The following is a 13,093-nucleotide window of genomic DNA, read 5'->3' as shown; positions in this document are numbered from 1 at the left end:
AAAAATGAAGCATATGTTTCCAGTTTGGTCAATCTGGAACGTTCATTCCATTTCCAGCCGACGTCGCGCGTCCGCCACCGCCACCGCCAGCGTCATGGCAAGGGCCAGGGTGGCGGCCAGGGAGCGGAAGCCCTGGTAGTCGGCTTCCGCCACTTCGAACCAGATCCGACCATCGGCCACCAGCGGGCTGAACGGGCTGTCGGTGATGGCCACCACCGGCGTCCGCCGGGCGATGCGGCGGGTGAGGTCGAGGGTGGCGGACGCGTAGGGCGTGAAGCTGACGGCGATCGCCGCGTCCCGCTCGGTGGCGAAGGCCACCGTCTCGGCGTCCACCCCGTGCGGCGAGCCGACCAACACGGACTTCACGCCGAGGGTGCCGAAGGCGTAGCTCATGGCGGCGGTGACCGGGTAGGCGCGCCGCTGGGCGATCAGGTAGAGCGTGTCCGCCCGGGCAAGCAGCGCCGCGGCGGCGTCGATCGCGCCCGTGTCGGTGCGAGCCTTCAAGGCCGCGATGGACCGCTCGGAGGCCGCGCAGAAGCCGTGAAACGCCGCTGCGCCCGCCGACGCGTCGCGCCGGTCCGCCTCGATCGAGCGCAGCCGCTCGTCATAGCCCGCCACCCGGTCGCGCAGCCGGTCGCGGAAGAGCGCCTGCAGGTCGGAGAAGCCCGGAAACCCGACCGCCTGGGAGAAGCGCACCAGGGCGGAGGGCTGCACGGCCGCCTTCTCGGCGATGCCGGCCACCGTCCCGAAGGCGATCTCGTCCGGATGGCCGAGCGCATAGGCGGCCACCTGGGCGAGCCGCTTCGGCAGCCGCACCCGGCCGCTGGCGACGAGGTCGCGGAGCGCCTGAAAGTCGCGCGGCGGTCCCTCGGCGGCGGCGCTTTCGACCGACGAGCCGTCGGCCACGGCGCCCGCGTCAACCCGGCGTCCGGACTCGGCGCCCGCATCCAAGCGGTGTTCCGCGTCCCCGTCCTGCCCCGGTCCCCCGCGCCGTTCGTCCATCCGCTCCCCCTCCCCCACGCCGCTTGACACCGGCGGCGACACCGAAATAGACATTCCACAATAGAACAAAGTCGTCAAAACCATTCCAGAACCGCGTCCCCCACCGAACGCATAGAAAAGACAGACTATCTGGCCGGATACTCCCCCAATCGATCCAGCCGGATATCCCCACGCGCCAATCCGGACATCCCCCGACCGTCCAACGGGATATCCCCGCCCAATCCCTTCCGCCGACCCCGACACGAGGCCACCATGACCGTCAGACTGGGACTTCTCGGCGCCGGCCGCATCGGAAAGGTGCACGGCAGCGCCATCGCGGCCACCCCCGGCGCCCGGCTGGTCGCCGTCGCCGATGCCGTGCCGGAGGCGGCCCGGAGCCTCGCCGACCGCTATGGCGCGGAGGTCCGCACCGTCGAGGCCATCATGGACGCGGCCGACATCGACGCGGTGCTGATCACCACGCCGACCGACATGCACGCCGCCATGATCGAGCAGGCGGCCCGGGCCGGAAAGGCCATTTTCTGTGAAAAACCAGTCGATCTCGATGCCGCCCGGGTGCGCGCCTGCCTGAGCGTGGTGGCCGAGACCGGGGCCAAGCTGATGGTCGGCTTCAACCGCCGGTTCGATCCCAACTTCATGGCCGTCAAGGCGGAGATCGATGCCGGCGCCATCGGCGCGGTGGAGATGGTGTCGATCACCTCCCGCGACCCGGCGCCGCCGCCGGCCGGCTATATCGAGCGGTCGGGCGGCATGTTCCGCGACATGACCATCCACGACTTCGACATGGCCCGCTGGCTCCTCGGCGAGGAACCCGTCACCGTCTACGCCGCCGCCGCCAACCTGGTCGACCCGGCCATCGGGGCGGCCGGCGACGTGGATTCGGCCGCCATCGTGCTCACCACCGCGTCCGGCCGCATGGCCCAGATCTCCAACTCCCGCCGGGCCACCTACGGCTACGACCAGCGGATCGAGGTGCACGGCTCCAAGGGTCTCGCCAGCGCGGAAAACCTGCGCCTCTCCACCTTGGAGGTCGCCGATGCGGCCGGCTATCGGCGGGCGCCGCTTCTCGACTTCTTCATGACGCGCTACACCGCCGCCTATGCCAACGAGATCGCCGCCTTCCTGGCCGCCCTCACCGAGGGCGCGCCGGTGAACCCGACGGGGGAGGACGGCCTGAAGGCCCTCCTCATCGCCGACGCGGCGGTGGAAAGCGTGCGCACCGGACAGGTCGTCCGCCTCGCCTGAGGGTCCGGCCGGGCGCATCCAGGGTGTCAAGGCTGGCGGCCCGCCATGGCGGGCGCGGCGCAAGCCGTTGAGGGCGTGACCTTTCCGGTCGACCGGATGATTTCATCGCGGCTTCAGATGCTCTAGACTCCCGGCTCCGTTCCCGCCCGCCCGGTGTTCCATGTCCCGCCCGCTGCCGCCGCTCATCGCCCTTCGCGCGTTCGAGGCGGTGGCGCGCCTCGGCAGCGTGCGCAAGGCCGCCGAGGAACTCGGCGTCGACCACGCGGCCGTCGGCCGGCATGTGCGCAACCTGGAGGCCTTTCTCGGCACCCGCCTCCTCGACAGCGGTCCGCGCGGCACCCGGCCGACGCCGGACGGCGCCCGCTATGCCGAGCAGGTGGGCCTTGCCTTCGACGTGATCGGCCAGGCGACCGAGGCCCTGAAACCCCGCTCCGCCGGCGGCGAACTCCGCATCTGGTGCGTGCCGGGCCTTGCCGCCCGCTGGCTGATGCCACGCCTTGAAGCCCTCCAGGCGGTGATCCGCGACCGGGAGATCGTGCTCCGCCCCACCGACCAGGCGCCCGACCTCGTCCGCGGCGAGGCCGACGTGGAGATCCGCTTCCGCGAGCGCCCCGCCCCCGGCGTCACCAGCGAGGTGCTGGCGACGCCGCGCTTCTTCCCCGTCGCGAGCCCCGCCTTCCTGGCCGATCGGCCCGCCCCGCGCGACGCGGCGGCGCTTGCCGGCCTGCCGCTCCTCCACGAGGAGAGCCGCGAACAATGGCGCGTCTGGCTCGACGCCGCCGGCCTCGACCCGGTCCCGGCCCTCAACGGACCCCGGCTCTGGTACGCCAACGTCGCCATCGAGGCGGCCCTCATGGGCCAGGGCGTGGTGCTGGTGAACCCCTTGCAGGTGGAGGCGGAGCGGCGCGACGGCCGCCTCGTGGAACTCCTTGCCAGCGACATCCGCATCGGCGCCTATGTGATGGCGGCGGACAGCGGCCGCTGGTCCGACCCCGTCCTCGCCAAGCTCCGCCGCTTCCTGAAGGACGAGATGGCGCGCACGCTCGCGGCCGACGCGCCGCCGGTGGTGACTTCGGAACACCGCTCCGGCGCCCATTCGGCCTCTGCCCGAGGGCGTGCGTCCCGGCCATGATGGCGGTCGGGGTCAAGCGCGCCAGTGGGGCGCGCCGCCTGCCGGAGGATGCCCGCCCATGGCCACCAACGCCGAACTCGCCGCCCGCCGGGAGCGCGCCGTCCCGCGCGGCGTCGCCTGCGCCTATCCGGTGTTCGCCGCCCGCGCGGAGAACGCCGAGCTCTTCGACGTGGAGGGCCGCCGCTATGTGGACTTCGCCGGCGGCATCGCGGTGCTCAACACCGGGCACCGGCACCCGAAGGTGATCGCCGCGGTCAAGGCCCAGCTCGATCTCTACACCCACACCTGCTTCCAGGTCGCCCCTTACGAGCCCTATGTGGCGCTCGCCGAACGTCTGAACGCCCGCGCCCCCTTCAAAGGCCCGGCCAAGACCATCTTTCTCACCACCGGCGCCGAAGCCGCGGAGAATGCCGTCAAGATCGCCCGGGCCGCTACCGGCCGCTCGGCGGTGATCGCCTTTTCCGGCGGCTTTCACGGGCGCACCATGATGACCATGGCGCTCACCGGCAAGGTGCTGCCCTACAAGAAGAAGTTCGGCCCGATGCCGGGCGAGGTGTTCCACCTGCCTTTCCCCGTGGCCGACCACGGGGTCACCGTGGAGGACAGCCTGAAGGCGCTCGACTTCCTGTTCCGCGCCGACGTGGAGCCGTCGCGGGTCGCCGCCATCATGATCGAGCCCATCCAGGGCGAGGGCGGCTTCTACGAGGCGCCGCGGGAGCTGATGGTGGCGCTCCGGTCCATCTGCGACGAGCACGGCATCCTTCTCGTCGCCGACGAGGTTCAGACGGGCTTCGCCCGCACCGGCCGGCTGTTCGCCATCGAGCATTCCGGCGTCGAGCCGGACCTCGTCACCATGGCGAAGTCGCTCGCCGGCGGCTTCCCCCTGTCGGGCGTGCTCGGCAAGGCGGCCGTGATGGACGCGGCCGATCCCGGCGGCCTCGGCGGTACCTACGCGGGTTCGCCGGTCGCCTGCGCGGCCGCCCTCGCGGTCCTCGACGTGATCGACGAGGAGGGGCTCTGCGCCCGCGCCGATGCCCTCGGCGCCCGGATCAAGGATCGGCTCGCCGCCATCTCCAGGCGCAACGACACGGTGGCCGTCACCGGCATCCGCGGCCCCGGCGCCATGATCGGCTTCGACATCGTCAAGTCCCGCGGCGCCTACGAGCCGGACGCGGAGGCGACGAAACGCGTCACCGCCGCCGCGCTCGAAGAGGGGTTGATCCTCCTCTCCTGCGGGGTCTACTCCAACGCCATCCGCATCCTGGTGCCGCTCACCGTGTCGGACGCGGTCCTCGACGAGGGCCTCGGCATGCTGGAAGCGGCGCTCGTCAAGGCCAAGGGTTGAAACCGATGACGCTCATGCTGAAGGATTCCGCGCTCCTGAGGACCGCCTGCTACGTGGACGGCGCCTTCGGCGGCGAACCCGTGGACCCGGTCACCAACCCGGCCACCGGCGCGCTCCTCGCCAAGGTGCCGCGCTTCGGGGCGGCCGAGGCGACCGTCGCCGTGGAGGCGGCGAGCGCCGCCCTGGAGCCCTGGGGCGAGACGCTCGCCAAGGAACGGTCAAAGCTCCTCCGCCGCTGGTTCGACCTGATCACGGCGAACCGGCAGGACCTTGCCCTCATCCTCACGTCCGAGCAGGGCAAGCCGCTCGCCGAGGCCCTCGGCGAGATCGACTATGCGGCCTCCTACGTGGAATTCTACGCCGAGGAGGCCAAGCGCATCGAGGGCGAGACCCTGCCGACCCACCGGCCGGACGGGCGCATCCTCGTCATCCGCCAGCCGGTCGGCGTGGTGGCGGCCATCACGCCCTGGAACTTCCCTGCCGCCATGATCACCCGCAAGGTGGCGCCGGCGATCGCGGCCGGCTGCACCGTGGTGGTGAAGCCGGCGCCGGAGACGCCGCTCACGGCGCTCGCGCTTGCCGAACTCGCCCACCGGGCCGGCCTGCCGAAGGGCGTGCTCAACGTCATCACCGGCGACGCGCCCGCCATCGGCGGCGTGCTGACGAGCCACCCGGCCGTCCGCCTCGTCGGCTTCACCGGCTCCACCGAGGTCGGCAAGCTCCTGATGCGCCAGGCCGCCGGCACGGTGAAGAAGGTGGCCCTGGAGCTCGGCGGCAACGCGCCCTTCATCGTCTTCGACGACGCCGACCTCGACGCGGCGGTGGAAGGGGCGATGATCTCCAAATACCGCAACATGGGCCAGACCTGCGTCTGCGCGAACCGCATCTATGTGCAGCGCGGCGTCTACGACGCCTTCGTGGAAAAGCTCGCGGCCGCCGTCGAGCGGCTGAAGGTCGGCAACGGCACCGAGGAGGGGGTGACGCAAGGTCCCCTCATCACCGAGGAGGCGGTGGAGAAGGTGGAGCGCCACGTGGCCGACGCCCTCGCCAAGGGCGCGCGCCTCGTCGCCGGCGGCAAGCGCCACGCCCTCGGCGGCACCTTCTTCGAGCCGACGGTGCTTGCCGGCGTCACCCAGGACATGATCGTCTCCAAGGAGGAGACCTTCGGCCCGATGGCGCCGGTCTTCCCGTTCGACACGGAGAAGGAGGCGATCGCCTACGCCAACGACACCGAGTTCGGCCTCGCCGCCTATTTCTACGCCCGCGACGTCGGCCGCATCTTCCGGGTCGGCGAGAAGCTCCAGTACGGCATGGTGGGCATCAACTCCGGCCTTCTTTCCACCGAGCTCGCCCCCTTCGGCGGCATCAAGGAGAGCGGCAACTCGCGCGAGGGCTCGCACCATGGCATCGACGAGTTCGTGGAGAAGAAATACATGCTGATCGCCGGCCTCGACCGCTGATCTGCCGACGGCTTCTGTTCATCCGGGCGGGCTTCGTCAGCGTCCGCCCGGATGATTGTTCATTCTTATCGAACGGCATGTCGACCCGGCGCGGTCTCGCGCGCGGGCGATTGGAGGCATACCTTGGAAGGCATGCTGGACCGGCACCCCTTGCCGGCCCGCCCGTCCTTGGATTTTGCCCATGACCACCCCGCTCTCCGCGTCCGCCGCCTCTCAAGCCCGCCCCGTGCTCGACCCGGCTGCCCGCATGGGCCCGGTCGTCCTGGCGGTGCGCGACCTTGCCGCCATGGAGCGCTTCTACCGCACCGTCCTCGGCCTCTACCCGCTCGCGCGCGCGGCGGACGGGGTGGCGCTCGGTACGCCAGACGGGGCGCCCCTGGTCGTCCTTCAGGCCCGGCCCGCCTTCGCGCCGGCCGGCCGGCGGGCGCCGGGGCTCTTCCACACCGCCTTCCTGCTCCCCGGCCGGGCCGACCTCGGCCGCTTCATCCGCCACATGGCCGAAGCCGGCCACCGGATCGGCGGCGCCAGCGACCATCTGGTCAGTGAGGCGCTCTACTTCGACGACCCGGAGGGCAACGGCATCGAGGTCTATCGCGACCGCGACCGGGCCGACTGGCCCCGGTCGGCGGACGGCATCGCCATGGCGACCGAGCCGCTCGACCTTCAGGCCGTGCTGGCGACCGGCGACGCGGCGGGCGGGCGCTGGACGGGCGTGCCGGACGGCACCACCATCGGCCACGTGCACCTGAAGGTCGCCGACCTCGACCCGACGCTCGCCTTCTACCGCGACCGGCTCGGCTTCGATCTGATGGCCACCTACCCGGGCGCCTGGTTCGTGGCGGCCGGCGGCTACCACCACCACCTCGGCCTCAACGTCTGGGCGAGCCGGGGCGGCGCGCGGGCGCCGGAGACGCTGGGCCTCCTCGCCGCCACCGTGCTCCTGCCGGCGGGGGACGCGGCCCTTCGCGCCCGGCTCGGCGCCCCGTCGCCGACAGCCCCCGTGGAGGCCGTCGACCCGGCCGGCAACCGTCTCGTCTTCCTCGACGGGTCGCTTGGCGCCGACGACGCCCTGGCGCTCGCCGCCTGAGGCGGCGGGCGGTCGAAACCTCGCCGGCCGGGGTCCGGTCCGAGGCTTGAACAGCCGAAGGGCCGTCGCCATATTCGACCCTGACGGGCGTTAAACCCCGCCGGACGCCGATGACCGGGTCCGGACATCAAGGTCGCTTCCTGGCGAGGGCTTTGATCGATGACGCGCATGACCACCTTCTCGAGCCCCTTCCTCCTGGGGTTCGACGAGATCGAGCGGGCTCTCGACCGTGTGTCGAAGGCCGCCAATGACGGCTATCCGCCCTACAACATCGAGCGGATCCCCGCAGACGGTCCGCACGGGGACGTGATCCGCATCACGCTCGCCGTGGCCGGCTTCACCCGGGACCAACTGGACGTCTCCGTGGAGGAGAACCAGCTCGTGATCCGCGGCCGGCAGGTGGAGGACAAGGCGCGCCAGTACTTGCATCGCGGCATCGCCGCCCGGCAGTTCCAGCGGACCTTCGTTCTGGCGGAGGGCATCGAAATTCTCGGTGCCGATCTCTCCGACGGCCTGCTGTCGATCGATCTCGTGCGGCCGCAACCCGAGCGGATCATCCGCAAGATCGAGATCAACACCCGCTGACGCTCTCTTTTTCTTGATCTCTCGTCATTATTGCGGATCACCCGGTAATCCTGCACTGTCAGGCACCGCGTAGAACGCAGGTCGGGAGACCTATGACCGGTCGACGGAACCGTCGCGGGTTCCGGTCCGTTTCCGAATGAGCAACGGGCAGCGACCAGTCCGCGAGGAAGGGACGCCGGCGGGATTGACCGGGGCCTTAACGGCCCCGGAACGGTTTCGGTCCGACAGTGGACGAGCCGCGACTTCGTGACAGGTCCGACGGCGCCCGGCGCCGGGCGGACACGAGGAGGTTCGTGATGAACGACTACGACACGCACAAGGCGGCGGACCTGAAGGTCATGCCCGACGCGGCCTTCCTGCAGCTTGGCGACGGCAAGGTGGCCTATATCCGCCGGATCACGTCCGACGACGTGCGCGCGCTCTTCCCCGAGGCGCCGCATCTCGCGCCGGGGCTGAAGCTCTGGGCGCTCCTGTCGGCCGACGGCACGCCCATCATGCTGACCGACAGCCGCGAGGCCGCCATGGCGAACGCCATGGAAGCCGAACTCACCACGGTGAGCGTGCACTGATCAGGGTCCGCGGACCCGCCGACGAAAGAGGGCCGGCAGACGCTTCGTCTGCCGGCCCTTTGCTTTCGACCGAACCCCTTGTCTCTCCACCCACCATCCGTCCGCCTCAGGCGGCGTTGGAGGCGATCGGCTGGGTGAGGAGGGCGTAGATGGCGGCGGCGTCGTTCGCCGCGCGCAGCTTGGAGGCGATCGCCGGCTCGCGCAGAACCCGGGCGATCCGGGCAAGCGCCTTCAGGTGGTCCGCCCCGGCGTTCTCCGGGGCGAGCAGCAGAAACATCAGGTCCACCGGCTCGTCGTCGAGCGCGTCGAAGTCCACCGCCCGGTCGAGGCGCGCGAACACGCCGACCAGCCGGTCGAGCGCGACGAGCTTGCCGTGCGGAATGGCGACGCCGTGGCCGACGCCCGTCGATCCCAGCTTCTCCCGCTGCAGGAGCGTGTCGAAGATCTCGCGCTCCGGACGGTCGGTGATCGCCGCGGCCTTGGCGGCCATCTCCTGCAGGGCCTGCTTCTTGGAGTTGGCCTTCAGATGCGGGAGGACGGCTTCGACCTGAAGAAGGTCGCTCAGATCCATGTTTCAAGCCTTTGTGCGGGCGGCGCCGCGCCGGCGGTCGCGGCGGGCGCCTGCCCGGTTGATACGTGGCGCGCGACGGTCGGACTCCTCCGATCGTCACGCGCATGACGGCCTGACCGGCCGGCGCCCGTTCGGGCTTGCCTTGTCTCGTCACGTCCCGACAGGTCGGGACGTGATGGGTATCGGCCTTCGGCCCGCGCCTACGACGTCAGGTCGCTCAGCGCGGGATCGATCCAGCCGATGTTGCCGTCGCCACGCCGATAGACGACGTTGATGGCGCCGCTGCCGGCGTTGCGGAAGACCACCACCGGCGCGCCGGAAAGGTCGAGGTCGAGCACCGCCTTGCCGACCGTGGTGGTCACGATCCGCTGGGTGGTCTCGGCCACGACGACCGGCGCGAAGTCCTCCGGCACCTCCTCGTCCTCGTCGGGCGCCGCGATCACATAGGACGGAGCCTCGAACGACGGACCGCCGTTGAGGTGGTCCATGTCGCGCGCGCCGTCGCCCGTGTGGCGGCCCTTCAGCTTCCTCTTGTAGCGCCGCAACCGCTTGCCGATCCGCTCGGCCGCCTGGTCGGCGGCCGCGTAGACCTCGTGCGCCACGGCGCGGGCCTGCAGGGCCGTCCCGGTGTCGAGGTGGATGGAGCAGTCGGCCGAATAGCCCGACCCTTCCCGCTCCACCACCACGTGGCCGGTGTAGCCGCCGTCGAAGTACTTATCCAGCGCTTCGGAGATCCGACCCTCGATGTGAACTCGAAGCGCCTGACCGATGTCGACGTTCTTGCCGGAAATGCGAAGCGGCATGGGACCTCCCTCAGACGACGCGCCAGGTTCCCGTCCGCCCGACCGGCCCTTCGGGGAAGGATCCGGTTCGGTTCGTGGGCCGCCGCGCGTCTTTCCAAACGGCGCCACGTCCGGACGATCTGCCTTTTTGTTCAGAGCGCTTCGCCTCGGGGTGCGCGCCCTGCCTGGGCGTCGCACCGTGGATCGGGCGCTCTTTAGTGACGAGATGTCGCGAAGTCAACGAACAATGACGACAAGCGGCCCTTCTTCACGACGTGGCGAGCATCTGCTTCTGGCGGCGGCGCTGGACGGATGACGGAATCCGCATCGCCTCCCGGTATTTGGCGACCGTGCGACGGGCGATGTCGATGCCGGCGTCGCGCAGGTTCTTGACGATGGTGTCGTCGGAGAGGATGTCCTCCGGATCCTCGCCGTCGATCATCTGGCGGATCCGGTGGCGCACCGCCTCGGCCGAGTGGGCGTCGCCCCCCTCCGCCGACGCGATGGAGGACGTGAAGAAGTATTTCAGCTCGAAAATGCCGCGGCTGGTGGCCATGTACTTGTTGGAGGTCACCCGCGACACGGTGGATTCGTGCATGCCGATCGCCTCGGCGATCATCCTGAGGTTCAGGGGCCTCAGGTGGGCGACGCCGCGGGCGAGGAAGGCGTCCTGCTGGCGGACGATCTCGGCGGAGACCTTGAGGATGGTCTTCGCCCGCTGGTCCAGGCTCTTCACCAGCCAGTTGGCGGTCTGCAGGCAGTCGGAGAGATAGATCTTGTCCGTGTCGCCCTTGGCGCTCCGCGCCACCTCGGCGTAGTAGGTCTGGTTAACGAGCACCTTCGGCAGCGTGTCGGTGTTGAGCTCAACGAGCCAGCCGCCGTCCGGGCCGGGCTGCACGATCACGTCCGGCACCACCGGCTGGATGATGGTCACCCCGTAGGCGTTCCCGGGCTTCGGGTTCAGCGCCATGATCTCGCGCACCATGTCGGCGAGATCCTCGTCGTCGACGCCGCAGAGCCGGCGCAGCTGCGCCATGTCGCGCCGGGCGAGCAGCTCGATGTTGGCAAGGAGCGCGCGCATGGCCGGGTCCAGCCGGTTGCGCTCGGCGAGCTGGAGGGCGAGGCATTCGGCGAGGCTGCGGGCGCAGACGCCCACCGGCTCGAACCCCTGCAGGACGGCGAGCACCCGCTCGATCATCGTGAGCGGCGCGCCGAGCCGCTCGGCCAGCTGGTCGAGGTCGGCCCGCAGGTAGCCCGCGTCGTCGACGGAATCGATGAGATCCTGGCCGATCAGCCGTTCCGCCGGGTCGCGCACCGCCAGCATCAGCTGTTCGGTCAGGTGGTCGTGGAGGGAAAGGTCGCCGGAGAGAAAGCTCTCCAGGTTGTAGTCCTCGCCGGATCCGGCCCCGCCGCCGGACCCGACCGACGACCACTGGTCGCCGGCGAGCGCCCCGGCGTCGAGGGCGCCGCGGTCGGCGGGCGGCGCGTCGTCCGGGTAGACGTTGCCGAGGTCGGTGTCGAGCACCGCCTCCACCCGCTCCGGGGTCGAGGCACCGTCGGTCTCGAACCAGTCCGCCCGCTCGCCGTCCGCGCCGGCAACCGGCCCGTCGGAGGGTCCGCCGTCCCCGGCGTCGCCGTCCCGGTTCGCCCCGTCATCGGCCCGCTCCAGGAGCGGATTGCGCTCCAGCTCGGCTTCCACATAGGCGACCAGATCCATGTTGGAGAGCTGCAAGAGCTTGATCGCCTGCATCAGCTGGGGTGTCATCACCAGCGATTGGCTTTGCCGCATTTCCAGACGGGCGGACAGCGCCATGGGTCCCGATCACTCTGCCAGGGTTCTGGTCCAATTCTTGCTTGAGTATGACACTCCGGCTGGACAGTTCAAAGCGTAAATTGATCCCCGAGGTAAACGCGCCGCGCATCAGGATCGTTGATGATGGTTTCCGGGTCGCCCTCCACCAGCACGGTGCCGGAATGGAGGATGTAGGCCCGGTCGATCAGCCCCAGGGTCTCGCGCACATTGTGGTCGGTGATGAGCACGCCGATGCCCCGCGCCGTCAGGTGCCGCACCAGTTGGCGGATGTCGCCGACCGCGATCGGGTCGACGCCGGCGAACGGCTCGTCGAGGAGCATGAAGGAGGGCCTGGTGGCGAGCGCCCGGGCGATCTCCACCCGGCGCCGCTCGCCGCCGGAGAGCGCGATAGCCGGCTGGCGGCGGAGCGCCGTCAGGCCGAACTCGTCGAGCAGGCTGTCGAGATCCGCCTCGCGCCGGCGCCGGTCCTTTTCCACCAGCTCCAGCACCGCGCGGATGTTGTCCTCCACGGTGAGGCCGCGAAAAATCGAGGCCTCCTGCGGCAGGTAGCCGATGCCGAGCCGCGCCCGCCGGTACATGGGGTAGGCGGTGATGTCGTAGCCGTCGAGCACGATGCGCCCGCCGTCCGCCGGCACCAGGCCGGTGATCATGTAGAAGACCGTGGTCTTGCCGGCGCCGTTCGGCCCCAGCAGCCCCACCGCCTCGCCGCGCCGGAGGACGAGGCTGACGTCGCGCACCACCTGGCGCTTGCGGTAGCTCTTGGCGAGGTGCGTGACGACCAGGTCCGCGTCCGCGTCCAGCCGCGCGCCGGGGCCGTCCGGCGGCGGAACGTCGAAGGCGTAGGGACGCGTCACGGCGGTGTTCCCCTCGGCCGGCATCAGTTGCCGGGCGGCTGGCGTTGCAGGCTCTTCGGCTCGATCAGCATCTGCACCCGGCCGCCCTGCATCTTGGCCTGGCCGCTGTCGATGTCGATGACGAGCTTGGGGCCGCGGATCACGTTGGCGCCCTGGGTGAGCACCACGTTGCCGGAGACCACGATGGTCTTCGCCCGGGTGTCGAACACCGCGCTGTCGCCCGAGGCGGTCTGCGAGCCGGAGGTCACCAGCACGTCGCCGGTCGCCTCCAGGCGGCGCACCTGCTGGGCGCCCTCGCCCGGGTTCTCGCCCTCGTAGTAGACGGTGAGGGCGGCGGTCTTCAGCACCGTGTCCTGCTGGCGCACCACCACGTTGCCGGAGAACACCGCCACGCGGTCGTTCTCGCGCACTTCGAGGCTCTCCGCCTCGAACTGGATCGGCTGGTCGCCGGCGACGCCGAGGCCCTGGAAGGCGTTGGAGAGCGTGCCGGTCTGGCGCTGGGTGCCGTTCGCCTCCTGGGCGGCGGCGGGGGTGGGCGCGGCGCCCGGAGCGGCGAGCACGGCAGCCGCCAGGGCCGCCGCGAGGGCGATGGAAGAGAGGCGCCTTGAGGCGGCGATCCGATCGAATCTCATCACTGTCCTTCGCTCG

General features: G+C 70.5%; 13 protein-coding genes. 7 read left to right on the top strand and 6 right to left on the bottom strand.

All coding sequences use genetic code 11. The features are described from left to right. Positions 1-42: 42 nt before the first annotated feature. The gene (locus BUQ68_RS02415) at positions 43-1,002 is read right to left on the bottom strand and encodes a MurR/RpiR family transcriptional regulator (RefSeq protein ID WP_083656137.1); all 960 of its coding nucleotides are present in this window, start codon (positions 1,000-1,002) and stop codon (positions 43-45) included. A gap of 252 nt (positions 1,003-1,254) precedes the next feature. Here BUQ68_RS02415 and iolG point away from each other — a divergent pair, with 252 nt between their 5' ends. The 7 genes from iolG to BUQ68_RS02380 all read left to right on the top strand — a co-directional run bounded on the left by iolG (position 1,255) and on the right by BUQ68_RS02380 (position 8,425). Beyond that, positions 1,255-2,247 (top strand): inositol 2-dehydrogenase, encoded by a 993-nt coding sequence (gene iolG / locus BUQ68_RS02410; RefSeq protein ID WP_075214305.1) that lies wholly within the window; start codon positions 1,255-1,257, stop codon positions 2,245-2,247. A 160-nt stretch (positions 2,248-2,407) separates the two neighbouring features. Beyond that, on the top strand, positions 2,408-3,379 hold the full coding sequence (locus tag BUQ68_RS02405) for a LysR substrate-binding domain-containing protein (RefSeq protein WP_075214304.1): 972 nt from the start codon (positions 2,408-2,410) through the stop codon (positions 3,377-3,379). Positions 3,380-3,437: 58 nt separating this feature from the next. Beyond that, on the top strand, positions 3,438-4,724 hold the full coding sequence (gene gabT, locus BUQ68_RS02400) for a 4-aminobutyrate--2-oxoglutarate transaminase (protein WP_075214303.1): 1,287 nt from the start codon (positions 3,438-3,440) through the stop codon (positions 4,722-4,724). Positions 4,725-4,729: 5 nt separating this feature from the next. Further along, positions 4,730-6,184: an NAD-dependent succinate-semialdehyde dehydrogenase gene (locus tag BUQ68_RS02395; protein ID WP_095407257.1), complete on the top strand. Its 1,455-nt coding sequence runs from the start codon at positions 4,730-4,732 to the stop codon at positions 6,182-6,184. Between the two features lie 181 nt (positions 6,185-6,365). Further along, a complete protein-coding gene (locus BUQ68_RS02390; RefSeq protein ID WP_083656135.1) occupies positions 6,366-7,271 on the top strand; it encodes a VOC family protein in 906 nt (301 codons plus the stop codon). 159 nt (positions 7,272-7,430) lie between these two features. Further along, positions 7,431-7,856 carry an Hsp20 family protein gene (locus BUQ68_RS02385; protein ID WP_075214302.1) on the top strand — a complete coding sequence of 142 codons (426 nt, stop codon included), beginning with the start codon at positions 7,431-7,433 and terminating at the stop codon, positions 7,854-7,856. 338 nt (positions 7,857-8,194) lie between these two features. Continuing rightward, the gene (locus tag BUQ68_RS02380; protein WP_075214371.1) at positions 8,195-8,425 is read left to right on the top strand and encodes a BQ00720 family protein; all 231 of its coding nucleotides are present in this window, start codon (positions 8,195-8,197) and stop codon (positions 8,423-8,425) included. Between the two features lie 106 nt (positions 8,426-8,531). On the opposite strand, the gene ptsN is transcribed toward BUQ68_RS02380, so the two are convergent. The 5 genes from ptsN to BUQ68_RS02355 form a co-directional block, all read right to left on the bottom strand. Continuing rightward, positions 8,532-8,996, bottom strand: coding sequence for a PTS IIA-like nitrogen regulatory protein PtsN (ptsN, locus tag BUQ68_RS02375; RefSeq protein WP_075214301.1), 465 nt, complete (start codon positions 8,994-8,996; stop codon positions 8,532-8,534). 200 nt (positions 8,997-9,196) lie between these two features. Further along, positions 9,197-9,799, bottom strand: a complete 603-nt coding sequence (hpf, locus tag BUQ68_RS02370; RefSeq protein ID WP_075214300.1) for a ribosome hibernation-promoting factor, HPF/YfiA family — start codon at positions 9,797-9,799, stop codon at positions 9,197-9,199. A gap of 247 nt (positions 9,800-10,046) precedes the next feature. Beyond that, a complete protein-coding gene (gene rpoN, locus BUQ68_RS02365) occupies positions 10,047-11,591 on the bottom strand; it encodes an RNA polymerase factor sigma-54 (protein ID WP_075214299.1) in 1,545 nt (514 codons plus the stop codon). Between the two features lie 68 nt (positions 11,592-11,659). Further along, the gene (lptB, locus tag BUQ68_RS02360) at positions 11,660-12,469 is read right to left on the bottom strand and encodes an LPS export ABC transporter ATP-binding protein (protein WP_083656131.1); all 810 of its coding nucleotides are present in this window, start codon (positions 12,467-12,469) and stop codon (positions 11,660-11,662) included. Then, the gene (locus BUQ68_RS02355; RefSeq protein ID WP_083656129.1) at positions 12,469-13,077 is read right to left on the bottom strand and encodes an LptA/OstA family protein; all 609 of its coding nucleotides are present in this window, start codon (positions 13,075-13,077) and stop codon (positions 12,469-12,471) included. Before BUQ68_RS02355 ends, lptB begins: the two co-directional genes overlap by 1 nt. Positions 13,078-13,093 lie beyond the last annotated feature (16 nt).

The organism is Mongoliimonas terrestris (assembly GCF_001927285.1).
Taxonomy (GTDB): domain Bacteria; phylum Pseudomonadota; class Alphaproteobacteria; order Rhizobiales; family Pleomorphomonadaceae; genus Chthonobacter; species Chthonobacter terrestris.
This window is presented reverse-complemented; position numbering and strand designations above follow the sequence as displayed.

Excerpts from the sequence above, each read along its gene's own strand:
- BUQ68_RS02415 (WP_083656137.1), bottom strand. The coding sequence starts at position 1,002 with ATGGACGAACGGCGCGGGGGACCGGGGCAGGACGGGGACGCGGAACAC.
- iolG (WP_075214305.1), top strand. The coding sequence starts at position 1,255 with ATGACCGTCAGACTGGGACTTCTCGGCGCCGGCCGCATCGGAAAGGTG.
- BUQ68_RS02405 (WP_075214304.1), top strand. The coding sequence starts at position 2,408 with ATGTCCCGCCCGCTGCCGCCGCTCATCGCCCTTCGCGCGTTCGAGGCG.
- gabT (WP_075214303.1), top strand. The coding sequence starts at position 3,438 with ATGGCCACCAACGCCGAACTCGCCGCCCGCCGGGAGCGCGCCGTCCCG.
- BUQ68_RS02395 (WP_095407257.1), top strand. The coding sequence starts at position 4,730 with ATGACGCTCATGCTGAAGGATTCCGCGCTCCTGAGGACCGCCTGCTAC.
- BUQ68_RS02390 (WP_083656135.1), top strand. The coding sequence starts at position 6,366 with ATGACCACCCCGCTCTCCGCGTCCGCCGCCTCTCAAGCCCGCCCCGTG.
- BUQ68_RS02385 (WP_075214302.1), top strand. The coding sequence starts at position 7,431 with ATGACGCGCATGACCACCTTCTCGAGCCCCTTCCTCCTGGGGTTCGAC.
- BUQ68_RS02380 (WP_075214371.1), top strand. The coding sequence starts at position 8,195 with ATGCCCGACGCGGCCTTCCTGCAGCTTGGCGACGGCAAGGTGGCCTAT.
- ptsN (WP_075214301.1), bottom strand. The coding sequence starts at position 8,996 with ATGGATCTGAGCGACCTTCTTCAGGTCGAAGCCGTCCTCCCGCATCTG.
- hpf (WP_075214300.1), bottom strand. The coding sequence starts at position 9,799 with ATGCCGCTTCGCATTTCCGGCAAGAACGTCGACATCGGTCAGGCGCTT.
- rpoN (WP_075214299.1), bottom strand. The coding sequence starts at position 11,591 with ATGGCGCTGTCCGCCCGTCTGGAAATGCGGCAAAGCCAATCGCTGGTG.
- lptB (WP_083656131.1), bottom strand. The coding sequence starts at position 12,469 with ATGCCGGCCGAGGGGAACACCGCCGTGACGCGTCCCTACGCCTTCGAC.
- BUQ68_RS02355 (WP_083656129.1), bottom strand. The coding sequence starts at position 13,077 with ATGAGATTCGATCGGATCGCCGCCTCAAGGCGCCTCTCTTCCATCGCC.